The sequence below is a fragment of the Trinickia symbiotica genome (genome assembly GCF_003028655.1).
Classification (GTDB): Bacteria; Pseudomonadota; Gammaproteobacteria; order Burkholderiales; family Burkholderiaceae; genus Trinickia; species Trinickia symbiotica_A.
Map to the genome: position 1 here is coordinate 26,208 of NZ_PYUC01000007.1, position 17,186 is coordinate 43,393.

General features: G+C 61.9%; 18 protein-coding genes. 7 read left to right on the plus strand and 11 right to left on the minus strand.

The features are described 5' to 3' along the window. Positions 1-22 precede the first annotated feature (22 nt). The 8 genes from C9I57_RS14820 to C9I57_RS14855 all read right to left on the minus strand — a co-directional run bounded on the left by C9I57_RS14820 (position 23) and on the right by C9I57_RS14855 (position 8,876). Positions 23-2,284 carry a xanthine dehydrogenase family protein molybdopterin-binding subunit gene (locus C9I57_RS14820; protein ID WP_107151447.1) on the minus strand — a complete coding sequence of 754 codons (2,262 nt, stop codon included), beginning with the start codon at positions 2,282-2,284 and terminating at the stop codon, positions 23-25. Beyond that, positions 2,284-2,784, minus strand: a complete 501-nt coding sequence (locus C9I57_RS14825; protein WP_107151448.1) for a (2Fe-2S)-binding protein — start codon at positions 2,782-2,784, stop codon at positions 2,284-2,286. The genes C9I57_RS14820 and C9I57_RS14825 overlap by 1 nt, the downstream gene beginning before the upstream one ends. Continuing rightward, positions 2,781-4,064, minus strand: coding sequence for a c-type cytochrome (locus C9I57_RS14830; protein WP_107151449.1), 1,284 nt, complete (start codon positions 4,062-4,064; stop codon positions 2,781-2,783). The genes C9I57_RS14825 and C9I57_RS14830 overlap by 4 nt, the downstream gene beginning before the upstream one ends. Positions 4,065-4,188: 124 nt before the next feature. Next, positions 4,189-5,865 (minus strand): cation acetate symporter, encoded by a 1,677-nt coding sequence (locus C9I57_RS14835; RefSeq protein WP_181321848.1) that lies wholly within the window; start codon positions 5,863-5,865, stop codon positions 4,189-4,191. After that, positions 5,862-6,224, minus strand: coding sequence for a DUF485 domain-containing protein (locus tag C9I57_RS14840; RefSeq protein WP_258187654.1), 363 nt, complete (start codon positions 6,222-6,224; stop codon positions 5,862-5,864). The genes C9I57_RS14835 and C9I57_RS14840 overlap by 4 nt, the downstream gene beginning before the upstream one ends. A gap of 80 nt (positions 6,225-6,304) precedes the next feature. Continuing rightward, entirely contained in the window at positions 6,305-7,531 is a 1,227-nt protein-coding gene (locus C9I57_RS14845; protein ID WP_107151450.1) for an FAD binding domain-containing protein, read from the minus strand. 12 nt (positions 7,532-7,543) lie between these two features. Then, positions 7,544-8,014 (minus strand): VOC family protein, encoded by a 471-nt coding sequence (locus tag C9I57_RS14850; RefSeq protein ID WP_107151451.1) that lies wholly within the window; start codon positions 8,012-8,014, stop codon positions 7,544-7,546. A gap of 139 nt (positions 8,015-8,153) precedes the next feature. Then, positions 8,154-8,876: a TetR/AcrR family transcriptional regulator gene (locus C9I57_RS14855; protein WP_107151452.1), complete on the minus strand. Its 723-nt coding sequence runs from the start codon at positions 8,874-8,876 to the stop codon at positions 8,154-8,156. Positions 8,877-9,109: 233 nt separating this feature from the next. On the opposite strand from C9I57_RS14855, the gene C9I57_RS14860 reads away from it, so the two are divergent. From C9I57_RS14860 to arsB, 6 genes are all read left to right on the plus strand, one after another. Further along, on the plus strand, positions 9,110-10,348 hold the full coding sequence (locus C9I57_RS14860; RefSeq protein ID WP_107151703.1) for an NRAMP family divalent metal transporter: 1,239 nt from the start codon (positions 9,110-9,112) through the stop codon (positions 10,346-10,348). Between the two features lie 191 nt (positions 10,349-10,539). Next, a complete protein-coding gene (locus C9I57_RS14865; RefSeq protein WP_107151453.1) occupies positions 10,540-11,022 on the plus strand; it encodes a hypothetical protein in 483 nt (160 codons plus the stop codon). 241 nt (positions 11,023-11,263) lie between these two features. Beyond that, entirely contained in the window at positions 11,264-11,599 is a 336-nt protein-coding gene (locus tag C9I57_RS14870) for an ArsR/SmtB family transcription factor (RefSeq protein WP_107151454.1), read from the plus strand. Further along, on the plus strand, positions 11,596-12,075 hold the full coding sequence (locus C9I57_RS14875; RefSeq protein WP_107151455.1) for an ArsI/CadI family heavy metal resistance metalloenzyme: 480 nt from the start codon (positions 11,596-11,598) through the stop codon (positions 12,073-12,075). The genes C9I57_RS14870 and C9I57_RS14875 overlap by 4 nt, the downstream gene beginning before the upstream one ends. A 20-nt stretch (positions 12,076-12,095) precedes the next feature. Then, on the plus strand, positions 12,096-12,590 hold the full coding sequence (locus C9I57_RS14880; protein WP_107151704.1) for an arsenate reductase ArsC: 495 nt from the start codon (positions 12,096-12,098) through the stop codon (positions 12,588-12,590). A gap of 63 nt (positions 12,591-12,653) precedes the next feature. Beyond that, a complete protein-coding gene (arsB, locus tag C9I57_RS14885) occupies positions 12,654-13,724 on the plus strand; it encodes an ACR3 family arsenite efflux transporter (RefSeq protein ID WP_107151456.1) in 1,071 nt (356 codons plus the stop codon). A gap of 103 nt (positions 13,725-13,827) precedes the next feature. Here arsB and C9I57_RS14890 read toward each other — a convergent pair whose 3' ends face one another. Continuing rightward, a complete protein-coding gene (locus tag C9I57_RS14890) occupies positions 13,828-14,607 on the minus strand; it encodes a hypothetical protein (protein WP_107151705.1) in 780 nt (259 codons plus the stop codon). Positions 14,608-14,988: 381 nt separating this feature from the next. Between C9I57_RS14890 and C9I57_RS14895 the strand changes: the two genes are divergently transcribed. Beyond that, positions 14,989-15,288, plus strand: coding sequence for a hypothetical protein (locus tag C9I57_RS14895; RefSeq protein ID WP_146166226.1), 300 nt, complete (start codon positions 14,989-14,991; stop codon positions 15,286-15,288). 606 nt (positions 15,289-15,894) lie between these two features. Here the strand turns inward: C9I57_RS14895 and C9I57_RS14900 are convergent. After that, positions 15,895-16,266: a hypothetical protein gene (locus C9I57_RS14900; RefSeq protein ID WP_107151458.1), complete on the minus strand. Its 372-nt coding sequence runs from the start codon at positions 16,264-16,266 to the stop codon at positions 15,895-15,897. A gap of 157 nt (positions 16,267-16,423) precedes the next feature. Next, positions 16,424-17,104 (minus strand): c-type cytochrome, encoded by a 681-nt coding sequence (locus C9I57_RS14905; protein ID WP_107151459.1) that lies wholly within the window; start codon positions 17,102-17,104, stop codon positions 16,424-16,426. Between the last annotated feature and the right edge of the window lie 82 nt (positions 17,105-17,186).

Sequence of the window (17,186 nt, forward strand, 5' to 3'; positions counted from 1 at the left end):
ACGCGAGCGCGTCATTGCGCGTCTATGCATCGATGCGTTGCCTGAGGCCTTCGCCCGCGAATGGCATTTCGCGCACGCGCTGGCCGGTCGCGTCGAAGATCGCGTTTGCGAGCGCGCCGGCGGTCGGTCCCATCGAGGCCTCGGCCGCGCCGAGGAATGCCGCGCCGGGCCGGTCGATCAGGTGGACTTTTAGGCTGCGCGGTGCCGCCGAGAAACGCAGGATGGGATAGCTGCTCCAGTCGAAGCCGCGAATCCTCTGCGTGTCGTACTTCAATTCCTCGTAGAGCGTCCAACTGGCCGACTGAATCACGCCGCCCTCGATCTGATTGCGGATGCCGTCCGGCGAGACGATCTGCCCGGCGTCTACCGCCACATCCGCGTGATCGAGGATCACCTGACCGGTCTCGGGCACGACCGTGATCTCGACGGCGATCGCGACATAGGCCATCAAGTTCTTGTACTTGCCGAACGCGAAGCCGACTCCACGATTGCGCGCACGCGGCCGCCGCGGCCAGCCGAACGCTTTCGCGGCCAGCTGAATGACGTCGCGCGCGCGAGGATCCTGCATGTGGCGCAACCGGAACTCGATCGGATCGACCCCGGCCATGTCCGCAAGCTCATCCATGACGCTTTCGATCGCGAGCACATTCGTGTGAGCGCCCAGCGAACGCATCGCCGATGTCTGCAACGGCATCGTCGGCGAGAAGTTGTTCACGATGTGCATGTTCGGAAACGAGTACAGCGGAATCGCGTTGCGGTCGCCGCCACCCTCGGGCTGCAGCATGGGCGTCGAGGGCGCGGACACGAAGGGCGGTTCGAGCATCCGCGCCGGCAACAGGCGGCCGGCGTTGACGATCCGCTCGTTGTGCGAACTGCTCCAGAGCGAGTACTGCCAGTCGACGATGTGGCCGTTCGCGTCGAGAGAGGCGCTGACCTCGGTGACCATTGCGGGCGTGAAGTGATCCCACGTGTGTTCCTGCTCGCGCATCCACTGGACTCGAATCGGCTGGCCCGGCATCGCCGTCGCGATCAGCGCCGCGTGCGCGGCCGCATCGTCGGCGCCATTGTGGCCGTAACAACCGGAACCCTCGGTGTGGATGCAGCGGATGCTCGGTTTCGGCATCGACAGCATCTCGGCGAGCGCGTCGCGCAGCGGATACACACCCTGCGAATGGGTCCAGACGGTCAAGAGCCCGTTCTCCATCAGCGCCACGGCGCAGGACGGCCCGATCGAACCGTGCAGCAAGTAGTTCTTCAAGAAGGTTGCGGTCAGCGTCTTTGTCGCCGGCGCGGTCGCCGCGCGAGTGTTGGCGATCTCGATGCGCTGCGTCGAGATGCGCTTCAGTTCGTGGTGGACCTTGGCGCGATCGGGTAGCGGCTGCCCTGACGACCAGTGGCAACCGGCAGCGAGCGCGCGCTGCGCGAGGACCGCCTGCCATTCGCCGCGCGCGACGACGGCGAGCATGCTGCCATTGCGGACGATCCGCACGACGCCGGGCATGCGCAGCGTGGCCGCCTCCTCGAACGAAAGCAGCTTCGCGTCATAGACGGGCGGCATCACGACGCGCGCATGCAGCATGCCGGGCAATTGCATGTCCTGCACGTAGCTGACTCCCCCGGTGACCTTGTTCGGAATGTCGAGCCGCGGCAGCGACGTGCCGATCACGCGGAACGTGGCCGGATCCTTCAGTGGCGAGGTGGCGGTAGCCTTGCGATGAAGGTCGACGATTCGCACGGCGTCGCCGTAAGTCATCGTGCGGCCATCCGGTGCCTTGATCACCGCATCGCCGACCGTCAGCGTGCGCGGGTCGACGCCGAAGCGCTTCGCGGCGCCGTCGACGAGCAGCCCGCGCACCTGCGCCGCCGCGTTCAGCAGTGCGCTGCCACTGTCGGCCATCGTATGGCTGCCGGCGGTCAGCCCTTCGTCGGGCGACGCGCCAGTGTCGGCGGTCAGGAACGTGATCAGCGAGGGCTTCATGTTCAGCTCTTCGGCGGCCACCTGCAGCAGGGCGGTGCGCACGCCCGTGCCAAGTTCGACCTTGCCGGTAAACACGGTCACCTTGCCTTCCGGCGTAATCTTGATCCATGCGTCCAGTATCGGATTGGTCTTCAGACTGCCGGCCAGCATCTGGGTTTCTTTCGATACGTGGACAGCGGCGCCTTCGTCGGCGATCACTTCCTGTGCGAGCGCGCGGGCGGCCGGAGCGAGGCTGAACGCGACGAAAAGCGCGCCCGAGAGCATAAAGTGCCGGCGACCTTCGTCGATGTCGTCGTGAATATCCATCAGAGTGCCTTGCTGAGTGTCACGGGTTCGGAAGCGGCGTCGGGATCGGGCAGGCCGGCGACCTGGCGCACGGCCGCGAGGATCCGCATGTGCGTGCCGCAGCGGCACAGATTCGGCTCCATATGCGCGCGCAATTCGTGTTCGGTCGGCTTCGGGTTGCGTTCGAGTAGCGCTTGCGCGCGCATGATCATCCCTGCGATGCAGTACCCGCATTGCGCGGCCTGATGATCGATGAACGCGCGTTGCAGGGGCCCCGGGCGATCGGCGGTGCCGAGGCTTTCGATGGTCCTGACGTGCCGCCGCCCGAGTGCGGCGACCGGAATCACGCAGGAGAACATCGGCTTGTCATCGACGATCACGGTGCATGCGCCGCATTGTCCGAGGCCGCATCCGAATTTCGCGCCGTGCAGATGCAGCTCGTTGCGCAGCACATAGAGGAGCGGGGTGGACGGGTCTATATCGAGCGTGTGCTGGACACCGTTGACGGTGAGCGTAATCATCGCGCGCTGTCCTCCTTTCTGAGCTTCGCAACCATCGCGTCGACACCGGACCAGGCGGGCCGGCTGGAATACGCGCCGCGGATGTATGCGGCGAGATCCGCGATCTGCTGGTCGTCGTACTGATCGATGAACGATGGCATGTAGTTGAGCGTGTCCTCGCCGTGCCAGCCGATCCCGTTGAACATCATCTGGATCGCATTGCGCGGCGTGTCGGCGTTGATGGCGGTGCTGAACGCGAGCGTCGGCCTCCCGCCGATCACCTGCATGGGCGACGCCGGTCCGTGGCACTGCGCGCACGACGCCTGGAATAGCACCGAGCCGCGCTGCTCGGCGGGGCTCATCGCCTTGCCGCTGGAGACCGTTGTCAACGTTGGCTGCACGGCGCCGGACTTCTGAATCGACTGGATGTACGAGGCGATTGCCTCGACATCCTCGAGCGGCACCGTCGCGAGATCACGCGTGACCGGCAGCATCGGACCGGCGGCCGCGCCGTGCTCGCTCGCGCGGCCGGTGCGCAGATAGGTGACGATCTGCGCCTGCGTCCACGGCCGGGCCGCATTGCCGAGCGCGTTGAGCGGCGGCGCTTCCCAGCCGTCGACGATCCCGCCATCGAACGCCTTGCCGGCCTGTTCGCCGCCGATCGCGTTCAACGGCGAATGGCACGACGCACAGTGCCCGAGGCCGTCAACGAGCAGCTTGCCGCGATTCCATTCGGCTGATCGTGTGGCGTCGGGCTGGTACTCGCCTTTGCGGAGGAATAGCACGTTCCAGAATGCGACGAGCGGCCGGAAGTTCAGCGGAAAGATCAGCTGGTTCTTGGGCGTCTGCTCACGCACGGGCTCACGAGTCATCAGGTATGCATATGCCGCCGCGATGTCGTGATCGGACATTCGGGTGAAATGGGTGTACGGAAACGCCGGGTAGAGCTGATGGCCGTCGCGTGCGATTCCCTTGCGCAGCGCGCGGGCGAATGCCTCCTGCGACCATTGGCCGATCCCGGTGTCCGGGTCCGGCGTGATGTTGGTCGCGTAGATCGTGCCGAACGGCGTCGCGAGCGGCAGTCCGCCCGCGAATGGCTTACCGTCCTTCGCGGTGTGGCAGACCACGCAATCGCCGAGCGCCACGACGCGTGCGCCCGCGCGTACCAGCTGCGGGTCGAACGAGGCGGGCGCGCGCAACGCGACCGGCGCAATCGGCGGCTCGTACATGATGCCGATCGCGATGGCCAAGCCGGCGAGCACAAGCGCGGCGGCGCCAAACCAGAGTCGTTTTCGTTTCATGTTTGCTCCGGGCAAATCAGTGCGCATGCGACTCGCATGCTCCCCCCGCGCAGTGCAGACTTCGCACGCGGCGGATCGTTGAGCAAGTCTAGGGATGAGCGGCGGCGAAGTCCTAAAGCGAGACTTAAACGTTCTTAAGCCCTTCGTGCTCGGACGGTCGCCAGCCTGTTTCGCACGCAACGAGCTGATCGTCGAACAGCTTGCGTTCCCGGTTCGCCCCAGCCGTTCGGTCGATCACCGAAAATACCCAGATGCCTGCGAAAGCCGCGATGATCGAGAACAGCGCCGGGTATTCGTACGGGTAGATTGCACGGGCGTGTCCCAGCACCTGCACCCACACCGTCGGGCTCAGGATGGTCAGGACGACTGCTGTCAGCAAGCCCAGCGTCCCACCCATTACTGCGCCTCGGGTCGTGAGACCGCGCCAGTAGATTGAGAGCAGTAGCACAGGAAACGTCGAACTCGCGGCAATCGAAAACACCAGGCTGACGATGAACGCGATGTACTGCTTTTCGAACGCGATGGCGAGCACGGTCGCCATCGCTCCGAGGACTAGCGTGGTAAGACGCGATACGTTCAACTCTTCTTTCTCCGTTGCCCGGCCGTCGCGCAGCACGTTCGCGTAAAGGTCATGAGACACGGCGGATGCGCCGGCCAACGTCAAGCCGGAGACCACTGCGAGAATCGTCGAGAACGTAACCGCGCAGATGAAGCCCAGAAAGATATTCCCGCCGACGGCATGCGCGAGATGAATCGCAACCATGTTGACGCCGCCGATCAGTGTGCCGTTGGCATTGTGATAGGCCGGATCGGTCGACACCAATGCGATGGTGCCGAACCCGATCACCACGATGAGGGCATACCCGATACCGACGATGCCGGTGGCGTGGAGAATGCTCTTGCGCGCTTCTTTTACGTCGGCGACGGTGAAAAAACGCATCAGGATGTGCGGGAGGCCGGCCGTGCCGAAGATCAGCGCGAGACCCAGCGATATTGCCGACACAGGATCGTGAATCAGGCCGCCGGGGCTCATGATCGCTTCATGGTGAGGGTGTGCCCGGACGGCCGCGGCGAAAAGTGCGTCCGGATTGAAGGCGAAATGCCGCAGCACCATGAATGCCATGAATGCACAGCCCGAGAGCAGCAGAACCGCCTTGATGATCTGGATCCACGTCGTGGCGAGCATTCCGCCAAAGAACACGTACACGACCATCAGCACGCCGACGACAATGACCGCGGGCAGATAAGGGATGCCGAAGAGCAATTGCACGAGCTTGCCCGCACCGATCATCTGGGAGACCAGATACAGCAGCACGATGACAAGCGAACTGATGGCGGAAAACGTCCTGACGGGCCGCTGTTGGAGTCGGTACGAGACCACGTCAGCGAACGTGTATCGCCCGAGATTGCGCAGCGGCTCCGCGATCAGCGCCAGGATGATCGGCCAGCTTGCGAGAAAACCCACCGAATAGATGAGCCCGTCATAACCGTTGGAAAATACCATCGACGAGATACCCAGCAACGACGCCGCCGACATGTAGTCGCCTGCGATGGCCCATCCATTCTGGCCGCCGGTGATCTTGCCGCCGGCTGCGTAGTGGTCCGCGACCCCGTGGTTCTTCCGGGCTGCCCATCGCGTGATGACTAACGTGAAGAGCACGAATACCAGGAACATGGCGATGGCAATGGGATTGCGTGTCTGGTGCGGTGTGGCCGAGACGGGGGTGCTCAAGGCAGGGCTTGCCCAGGCGCTGGCGGCAAGCAGTGCGGCCAGCAGCGGAAGCACTTTGCGGATGCTCATGATTGCCTCTCGAGACGAATGCCATCGAGCATCGAGTCGTAAGTCGAATTGGCGCGATGAACATAAAGGGCGACGAGCCCAAACGTGAACGCCAGCATTCCCAATCCAACGGGGATGCCCCAAGTGATGGAATGCCCGGCCACGATCGGGGTCCCGAGCACGTCGGGGGCGAACGCGATCAGCAAGATGAACGCGAAGTACGCCACAAGCATGGCCGCGGCCAAGGCCCATGAGAATGTGCGCCGGGTTTTCACGAACTGATAGAACTGCTCTTCGGCCCTGACGCCTGGGGCCATTGCTTGCCCCTGCCTTTGCGTTGCGGACTGTGAGCCTTCGGGATAAGCCGTAATGTTTGTCATCGGTTTCCTCCTGATGGGACAGGTTTTTTCGATACGACAGTGCTGGTTCAAATGACCGGTTGCTCGTTCTGCACGTTCGCTTATAGATTCGGGACGACCGCTGTTTCCCGCATAACGGCCTCCGGCGTGCGGTATTTCTCGGCCATTTCCCGTTCGAGCGGATCCTTCAGTTGAGCTTGCATATAGGCGCCCAGGTGACGCGCATGCTCGACGATTGCTCCGCCGAACTGCAGGCGATGGTGTTCATAGTCGGCCAGCGCCTCGTGAATGTTTTTCCTCGAGGCGAGCGACTTGGCGAGCTGGACCGCATCGCCTGCGGCTTTCGTGACACCCATGCCGCAATGCGGCCGTGCGACGAAAGCCGCATCGCCGAGCAACACGACCCGATCGAATACGAGCCGAGTCGCCTTGAGGTCATAGATCGGCTGAAACAATGGCAGCTTGGTTTTGTCGACCACTTCCGCAAATTGCGGCGAGAGCAGATCGTGTGCGGCTTCGCGCATGTCCGCCAGCACGTCGGGGCGAATCAGCTGCGGTGGAATGCCGTTTGAGTGGCATTTGCCCATGCCGTCGGTAAGTAGATGTCGCAGCGCGATGGTTTCTTCGGCCGGCCGATACCATACAAAGTTGTATCGACGTTGACCGGGTTGCGTGCTATTGCCCGGACCGGCCACTGGATAGCCCAGCATCTGCTCGCCGGAAGGCAGGCAGAAGCCGAATTTGTCGAATAGCGTGCCCCACGTTTTCCGTGACAAGTCTCGCTCATCTACAAGCCCGCGCCACGCGATATAGCCGGCATACTGCAATTGCACGTCGGGCAGGTACTTCTGGCGAATGTTCGAGCGGAACCCGTCCGCTGCAATGACAAGGTCGGCTTGCAGGCTGGTGCCATCGCACAGCATGACTTTGGCGTGGTCCTCAAAGCTGGCCACGTTTTCCACGACTGCGCCCGATCGATAGCAGGCATCGGGGAGCGCAGAGCGGAGCACGTGAAACATCTTGCTCCATGCGGTCAGCGTTTGCGTCAGTGGGCGGGATCTGGCTATGCTCCCATCCGAGTTCAACGTGATGCGACTATGAACCGTGACACCGATGTCGTCGTCCACTTCGACGCCGGCCGCAGTCAGCGCGCCGAGCAGTTCCGGATGAGTCACGATACCCGCGCCACGGCCCGCGAGTTCATCGGGTACGCGTTCGAGGACGGTGACGTCCCAACCACTGCGCAGCAGCAGATTCGCAGCGAAAAGGCCGCCAAGCGACCCACCAACGATGATTGCGTTGCGACGGTCCGTTTGATCGTATGGCATTCTCGACACCCTTCACTGATCTGTTGAGTTACCCGACGGCGTTTGCTTGAGCGCAGCAGCTTCATCGGCTGGGAAATTCATTTCTATCGTCACGCCGGACGGATCCTCGACGAACACTTGATGCAGACCGAGGCTTGGGACCGTGCGGTCCTGCCATGTGTAGCCTGCGTCTCGCAATTTGGCCCGGAAATCCAGAAGGCCAGTTGCAAGAAACGCGATGTGATCGACGGTCCCGGTGCCGGTTTGTGGCAGCGTCTTATCACCGAGGTACGCGATAAGCGCGCTCGAGTCGTTCGGATCGATGCCGATGATGTGGACGACGCCGAACTCCGATTCATCGTCGCCGTTGTACAGCCAGACGCCGGGGAAATCGAACGGGGGGCGGAAACCCTCACGGAAGCCGAGGATCTGGGTGTAGAACTGTCTCGACTTGTCGAGGTCCGTCGTGCGGATCGAGTAGTGCGCGAGTTTGGTGATCGGCATATTGCGCTCCGTTAATTTATCGATCGATAAGTGATCGTTCGATAAATTATAGGCCGATCGAGCGACGGAGGCAGGGCGATACGCATCGGTGTTTACCCGTCACCGGCCGCCGGTTTCGGGCGGTGACAAGCGTGATGGCTCAGGCTGACTTGCGGCGTGTCGCGCGCGGTATCGCCCGCATCCTCTTCAGCGTCGCGGGCGCGCCGTTCAGGAAAGCATCGACCTGGCGGTCGACCAGAGCATCGATATCCTCAGGCACCGATAAGCCATAGACCCACTTTCGGACGCCGATATAGAAAATGCTGGCGTGCAAGCTCCAGATCAACTCGATTTCCGGTTCAAGCTGGGATTCATGGGTAGGGGAGGGAATGTCGTACGCTGCGCGAAGTTCGCGCAACACGGGCAGGAAGACGCGCTCGCGCAACTTGCCCAAGTACTTCGTATTGATGCCTTCGCGGCTGAGGCCCGCGAAGATGAACGTCCGTATCCATTCACGCTGGAGAATCGTGTGAGCATACGATCGGTAGAACCTCGACAGTCGCTCTTTCAGCGGAACGGTGCGGTCTGTTATCTGTTTTTCCCAAGCCGAGTCCCACTTGTAGACTTCCTGATATACGCGCTCGATAAGGGCATCCTTGCTGGGAAAATAGCGATACAGCAGCGGTTGCGTGACGCCGATCTCACGAGCTAACTCACGCGTGCTTCCGGAGAAGCCGTACGTTGCGAAATGCTCGATTGCCTTGGCCACAATTTGCTGCTCCCGCTCTTCCGGAGCCAGGCGCCGTCCGACTGTCACGCCTACGTGCGTCGCGGGCGCTGACTTGGCTGCGGCGGGTTGATTGGCGCGCTTGGGCTTCAGCATGATGGGGCTCCTGATTCGACGTGATTGTTATCTATCAGTCGACAAATAGCAATCGGCACCGCGACGATTCGGCGATGTTCGAGCAAGCACCGAGTGACGTGCATATACTGTTTGTACGGTTTGTACTGTTTTTCTTCCCGCATCGAGATGATGGAGAAACGGCCCGCACGCAAGAAAAGCGGGGAACCAACCCCTTTACCTACGACTGCAGCTGCATCGCCCAGGTGCGGAACATGGCCAATGGTGTACTAAGGACCGGTAGGGTCGCGCTTGCCCTGCGCCTTGTCGCGGTATGGGGGCCCGGGTTGCTCGTCATGCTCGCCGATACGGACGCGGGCAATGTGGTGACAGCGGCGCAGGCGGGGGCACAGTGGGGCTACCGGCTGCTCCCACTATGGCTGTTGCTGATACCGCCTCTGTACATGGTGCAACAGCTGACCGTACGACTCGGCGTCTTTACCGGCCGCGGCTATGCCGAGCTCATCCGCGAGCACTTCGGGCCATGGTGGGCATGGATTTCGGTGGCGGGTCTGGCCATTGCTACTGTGAGTTCGCTCGTGACCGAGTTCACCGCGGTGGCAGGCATCGGCGAGCTATATGGCCTTTCGCGCACGCTCACCTTACCTTTTTCCTGCGCAATGTTGCTGCTCGTCGCGACGATGGGGGCGTACCGGCGCGTCGAGCGCACCGCGATCGTCGTTGGCCTGTTCGAGCTCGCCTTTTTCGTCGTGGCCTGGTCCTCGCACCCGGATCACGCGACCGTGCTGCGCGATCTCTCGCACATGCCGTTCGGCGACAGAACATTCCTCTACCTCACGGCAGCCGTGATCGGTGCAACGTTCAACCCATGGATGGTCTTTTATCAGCAGTCCGGCATCGTCGAAAAGAAGCTGGGTCCGGCGGACTATAGGTCTGCATGCTGGGATACGGCTTTCGGCGCAGTGCTCACGCAGGCATTGTGCGCGGCCGTTCTCATCGCGGTCGCTGCAACGTTTGGCTCTGCCGGGAAACCTGTGCTGGAAAACATCGGCGAAGTCAGCCTTGCCCTTCAGCCCGCATTGGGGCCGAGCATCGGGCGGTTCGTCTTCGGCCTGGGCGTGCTTGGAGCTGCCATGGTGGCCGCCATCGTCGCTTCGTTGGCGCTCGCCTGGGGCGTTGGCGAAGTCGCCGGATTCCGCCACTCCCTCGGCGAGCGGCCGGCCAAAGCGGGGTGGTTTCATGGGGCATATGTCGCAGGTACGCTCGGCTCGGCCGCGCTCGTCTGGCGCGTGGCCGACCTCGTGTGGCTGAACATCGCGGCCCAGGTGGTCAACGTCTTTCTGTTGCCGCTTGTGCTGGGTTTTCTCGTGGCACTCGCGAGCAAAGCGTTACCGGCGGAGCGGCGTTTGCGCGGCTGGTACCGCGTTGTCCTGATCGGCGTTTGCTGCGGGGTCTGCGCGGTGGGTTGGATCGGCGGGTTGTCGCAACTGTAATGGACGAAAGTGGCGATTCCTCGGGTATAGCGATAGTAAGGAACAATCGTTGCGCGCTTAAGCTTGCCCTATGTTTGTTCTAGCGCCGGGCGTTTCGATGGCGTACCGGTTACCCGTCTGCGCAATGTTTGTCGTGCGCATGACGGCGCCGTGGTGCCGCGCGACCGGACACAGCAGTGAAGGAGGCTCAAATGGCAGACGAAAAGAAAACCACGCAATCGGAACCCGCTGCAGACCAATCAAAGTCGGAACGCGGCGCCGAATCCCGGTGGGAACGGTCCCGGTCGGAACGCGGCACCGAATCCAGGGTGGAAGGCAGGAGCAGGTACGGACTGCGCGGCGCGGCAGAAACGGCGACGGAAGAATTCGGCGGTCCCATTATCGATTTCGCGGGTGATACGGTAACGGGCACACTACGCGCCACAGGTGCCATCGCGAACGATGCCGTCGACGTAGTGCGCGATGTGCTGGTCGGAGCCGTGCACGCCACGGAAGAAGTCGGCACCGAAACGCTCGGCGCGGTAAGCTCGCTCGGCAATGGCGTAGTCACCACCGCTCGCGACCTGCTTGTTGGCAGCGTAGGCGGAATCCGCGACATTCTTGGCTCTGCATTGCCCCTCAGGCGGGGCGCAACGGAAGCCGGGACTGCACGCGAGGGCGTCGCGAGCCGCTAAAGCAGCTCACGCAACCACGACTTCGGCTCGCACGGCTGGCCGCGCCTGACTTCCGCTATCGTCTCGGTTGTCTGACGCGGTTCCACGAGCCTGGCTGGCACCGAGCCGAATCGCTTCATATCCTAAAAACGTACTATCTACGGTATTTGCGTCATTGGTTCGAACGTGCGGAATGGCTTCCGTTTTCGCGCCATGCCGGTTGTTTACTTGCTTTATTCGATACTTCGACTATTATCGAAATATGGAAGCGAACCAAACCATTGTCGCCCTCGCGGCACTCGCGCACGAATCCCGGCTCGCCGTTTTCCGCGCCTTGGTGCAGGCGGGACCGCAGGGCTTACCTGCCGGGCAGATTGCCACACTGCTGGACGTGCCCCCGTCGTCGCTCTCGTTCCATTTGAAGGAGCTGGCCCACGCGCAACTGGTCACCAGTCGCCAGGAAGGCCGTTTCATCTTCTACTGCGCAAACTTCGCAACGATGAACGGCCTGCTCGCTTACCTCTCGGAGAACTGCTGCGGCGGCAACCCCTGCTCGCCGACGGCTTTATGTTCGACGTCCCAGGAGCATCGATCATGAAACGCTTTCACGTCCACGTTAGCGTCGCCAGTCTGTCGGAAAGCATTCGCTTTTATTCGGCGTTGTTCGCCGCCGAGCCGAATGTAGTCAAGGGCGACTACGCCAAGTGGATGCTCGAGGATCCGCGCATCAATTTCGCGATCTCGCAGCGCGGCGCGAGGCCAGGGCTAGATCATCTCGGCGTGCAGGTCGAGAATGAAACAGAGCTTGCGGAGATGTATGCGCGCCTAAGTGGCGCTGCCTTGCCTGTCGATGCACAAGGCGGAACAGCGTGCTGCTATGCGCGCTGCGACAAATACTGGACGATCGATCCGCAAGGCCTTGTGTGGGAGACGTATCAAACCCTTGGCGAGATCCCGACTTTCGGGGAATCCCGTGGTGCGCCAGCGATCGAGCCGAATACCGATGTTTCTGCTCGCTGTTCGCCCACGCGTGGCAAACCGATCGGCGTGCCGGTGAAATCCACCTGTTGCTGACGTCAAGCCGGGGCATCCGCATGAGCACTAACGTATTGATCCTCTGCACCCACAACTCGGCGCGCAGCGTGCTGGCGGAAGGGATGCTCAATCATTGGGCCGCGAAGCTCGGCAAGGACGTGCGCGCGTACAGCGCCGGTAGCGCGCCGAGCGGCCGGCTCAATCCGTTCGCACTGGAAGCGTTGATGGGTGCGGGCGTGGATGTCAGCGGGTATCGCAGCAAAAGCTGGGACGAGTTCGTCGGCGACGACGCGCCGGAAATGCGGATCGTCATCACCGTCTGCGATAGCGCGGCGTCGGAGGCATGCCCGTACTGGCCTGGCAGTCCCGTGAAAGTTCATTGGGGCTACGCCGATCCTTCGAACGCATTGGGCGGCGACGACGGCAAGCGACTCGCGTTTGAACTCACGCGCCAGGCGATCGGCTATCGCATGCTTCAATTGTTGGCGCTTCCGCTTGGTAGCTACGACAACGCTGAGCTTCAGAGGGCGCTGACAGAGATCTCGCGGAGCTGATCGTTTGCATTGAAGCCTCGGGAATTCAGGTGCCGCCTGCGTCGACAAACCAAGATCTCTCCAATGAACACGTCCAACTTTGCCCCACCGCGAAGAGCCGTCGCGAAGCCTGCCATCAACTTTTTCGAGCGCTACTTGAGCGTCTGGGTGGCGCTATGCATCATCGCGGGCATTGCACTAGGGCAGGCACTGCCCCGCGTGTTCGAGCAGATCGGCCGGTTGGAATACGCAAAGGTCAATCTCCCCGTCGGGCTGTTGATCTGGGTGATGATCATCCCGATGCTCGTCAAGGTCGACTTCGGCGCGTTGCACGAAGTCCGTCAGCACATGAAAGGCATCGGCGTCACGCTCTTCGTCAACTGGCTCGTCAAGCCATTCTCGATGGCATTTCTTGGCCGGCTATTCATCAAGCACGTGTTTGCACCGATGCTGCCCGCTGCCCAGCTCGACAGCTACATTGCAGGCCTCATCCTGCTGGCCGCTGCGCCGTGCACAGCGATGGTGTTCGTATGGAGCCGCCTGACGGGCGGCGATCCACTATTCACGCTTTCCCAGGTCGCGCTCAACGACAGCATCATGGTGGTCGCTTTCGCGCCGCTGGTAGGACTGCTGCTCGGCATTTCCGCGATCGCGGTGCCGTGGGCGACGCTGCTTACGTCTGTGGTGCTCTACATCGTCATCCCTGTGGTCTTCGCGCAGATATGGCGCAAGCGGCTGCTGTCGAAGGGGCAGGTGGCATTCGACGTTGCGATGGCAAAGATCGGCCCCTGGTCCATCGCCGCGCTGTTGGCGACGCTCGTGCTGCTGTTTGCCTTCCAGGGAGAAGCGATCCTCAAGCAACCGGTGGTGATCGCATTGCTCGCGGTGCCGATCTTGATCCAGGTGTTCTTCAACTCGGCGCTCGCGTACTGGCTCAATCGCGCGGTCGGCGAAAAGCACAACGTCGCATGCCCGTCGGCACTCATCGGCGCATCGAACTTCTTCGAACTGGCGGTCGCAGCGGCAATCAGCCTATTCGGCTTTGATTCCGGCGCGGCGTTGGCAACCGTCGTGGGCGTGCTGATTGAAGTGCCGGTCATGCTGCTGGTTGTGCGCGTCGTCAAGCAGTCGAAAGACTGGTACGAGCGAGCTTGAGCATAGGCGAGGCGCCGAGACATCAACCCGAGGATACGTCGCGTACGTTCGTTCCACTGTAATACGACTGTTGCATTGAATTCGCGGGCAACTGACGCCCCATTCAATTGCGTCTGAGCTCGGCGTTGAAGGCCAACGCGCTGTTGGCGACTGCAAACAAAAAGTCGTTGTCTCGGCCATCGCCGTCATCGACAACGGTGGCGAGGCCGGTGAGCGTTTGGCCGCCCACCTGCAACGTCATGCCATAAACGTCGACTGACGAATCCAAAACGAACAGCGTGCCTACGAAGGTTTGCCCGGCCGCATCCTGAAAAGCGACATTGCCATTGACATCGACGAAGATCGACGTCGATCTGCCCTTGACCGTGTACGAACCCACGGCGCGCGGTAAGACGCCCGGCTCGTCAAAGTATTCGGGGAAAAAGCCGGTGAACGAAATCGTGCCGCTGTCGCTCGAAGTGGTGAAGTTCGCGAATGCGGTACCAGACGGGTGGTCGAACTGTCCGGAGATTTGGAACGACTGCACGGGGCCGCCGCTCAAGGACGGCGGCACTACCACGACGTCGATGCCGTCGCAGTTCGTCTGCGTAAATGACGTGCCGGTCCCCGAGAAAAAAGGACCGTTTGCCGCAATGCTCGCGACGATCTGGCCACAGTCGTCCGTGATCAGATCGAACGTGCCGCCCGCCGTGATGATGACGAACATGCCGGTATCGCGGCCCGTCACGTTCGAGTGAAAATTGCCGGTCCAAATGCCTTCCATGATGCCGGCAACGCCGAAGGGCCTGCTGCTCGTATTCGACTTATGGTCGTCTCCGCCCCCGCATGACATCACGCTGGCAAGCAATGCAAACGACAGCAACCACACCCAAAGCCGCTTCATGACAACACCCTTCCGCAACAGCAGGCGCTGCGTCAATCGAATCACATCCGTTGATCCCGCGTAAAGTCGTGCTAGCCCTCATGGGAGCGGCATCGATCAGTGCCCGTGCATGCCACCGCCCACGCCTCTTCCCATGAAGTGGCCGCCCGCGCCACCCGAGACATGTCCGCCTTCGCGGACCCCGCCAAATCCGCCGGTCCACATATGCCCCGCTTGCGCGGGAGCAGTCGGCCGCACTACTGCCATACGCGGCGCTTGAACAGGACCGCTCGGCCGCATCACTGCCATGTGCGGCGCTTGAACGGGGGGACTGGGCCGGGCCACTGCCATATGCGGCGTTTGAACCGGGGCGCTCGGCTGCATCACTGCCACGTGCGGCGCTTGAGCGGGGACGCTTGGCGGCATCACCACCACGTGCCGCGCTTCAGCGGCGGCAGGCGGCGCGGCTACGTTAGGCGCCCGCTGAGCGGGCGGCACGCCGGACGGCATGGCTGCGATGTGATTCCGACGGTGGTCGAATCGATCACGGTCGAAAGCGTGGTCGAATTGGGGGCCGAGCCGATCACGGTCGAAGTCATGGTCGAAACGGTGGCCGAAGCGATCGTGATCGAAGTCGTGATCGAAGTCGTGATCGAAGCGATGGTGATGGTGGTGGCGGTGGAAATCCAAGAAGACGACTGACCCACCGAACAACACCGGAGGCCCAAAGTACCAGGGCCCGTAATAGTACGGCCCGTAATCGTACGCGTAGTCCGCGTACCCGTAGTCTGGCATGACCCAAGACTGGCCATCGCTGTTCACGAATACCCAGGTGCCGTCAGGCTGCTGGCAAGCTCGCCCGATGTACGGCTGCATGACGCCATCTATTTCCGCCTGGCCTGACACGTCACGGCACAGGGAAGTGTCGATCGGCTGTCCTTCATAAGTCTGAGCGATCGCGGGGGCGGCGCAGACCAGGCCGGCAAGTAGCGCAGAGCCGAGTCTAACTGTGTTGCACATGATGTCACCTGCAGGAGCATGCGCCGGGCGGGGTATAGCCGCGTCAGCGGGACGCTCCAGTATTTTGCTGCTCTTACGCGCTCTACTACAGAGAAACGTGTGGAGGTCGCGTTTATTCCGTCCAACCGGCAGAGGGGACCGCGCGCTGACTCTCTGATACCAATTTCGTAATAGCTAACGTTCCCCGCCCGCGATCATCCATTCGTCGGTGGACGAATCGTTGATGCGAACTGCCGGGGGCGGTGCGCCGCACTGAGCCCGCGCAGGCCAACGCTTTGATGGAAACAATCAGCTGCGCGTCGTCACCGTAGCCACGATCAATAGAATGAACCCGGCTGCCGCGACGAGCGCATGAATGATAACAATGCTCTTCGGCAACGCCCGACGGTTCCAGTGATAGCCAAGATTCATGATGAGGCCGCCCGCGGCCGCCACGACGAAGAGAACGATGGCCGCTATTGCCAGGCCGGACAGGCCAATCGTCGCTGCCGCGTAAATGAGCAAAGTGACGGCGGCCGCCGCCAACATCCCGTGGAGCATCGCAAGCGCGGTAGGAGGATAGTCCTTACCAGCGAAACGCAGGCCGGCCATGACCAATCCGCCGACCGCCGTGATGGCAACAAGCACCGTTGCCGTGACGAGGATTCGAAGCGGTTCCATAAAGATCTCCCATTGCGCTGGGCTTGCAATCCCGCTTGCACAACGCATGCCCGGTAGTGAATGAACTCGCCCCTAAAGAAGTAGCGGTGCCTCTGCAGGTCGAGCAGCCGCGCGGTCTCTGAGAAGCCGGGGATAGCATAGAGATCGTGGAGCGAGTTCAGGGGACTAGACGCGCGGTGCTGTGGCCGTCGGTCGAAGCACTGGGGGCTGGGAGAGCCTCCAAAAAAGCGGCGACCGAGCGCATATCCTGCTCAGACATGTTATCGGACACCGGCTTCATGGGATCCCCGCGAGGTCTTTGGCCGCTGTTCCGAAAGACCATGAGTTGCTTCACGATGTAGTCCGCATGTTGGCCGGCGAGTCGTGGCGTCACGCCCAATCCCGCGCCGTTCGCGCCGTGACAGGCACTGCAAGCCGCCACACCTCTGCTCGGTATGCCCGCCATATAGATGGCGCGGCCGTCATCGACCAGCGGAGAATTGCCAAACGTAGCGGGCGGAGGAGGACGGGTCGAAAAATAGGCGGCGAGCTCTTCGATTTGTGCCTCGCTCAAGTGCCTGAAGCCCCACATGAATTTTTGTGCGTTCGGATCAGTGCGTCGATGAGCCCTGAAGTCCGTCAGTTGTGCGACCAGGTACTCCTGTGGCTGAGCCGCCAGCTTCGGAAACATAGGCGAGACCGAGACCCCGTTCATGCCATGGCAGTTCGAACAGACCTGCAGCGCGATTGTTCTTCGGGCAACTGCCGGATCGTCGACCGATCGGGATCGTTCGAGATTGTGGCAACCTGCCTCGCCCAGCAGCATGACAATAACGATCAATCGCGGCGTTTGCTTCATTTTACGAGTCTCCATGCGGCGTGTTTGCTGACGCGGGAGGAGAAGACAGGGCTTGGCCTCCACGACGTTTCCGGTAATCGCC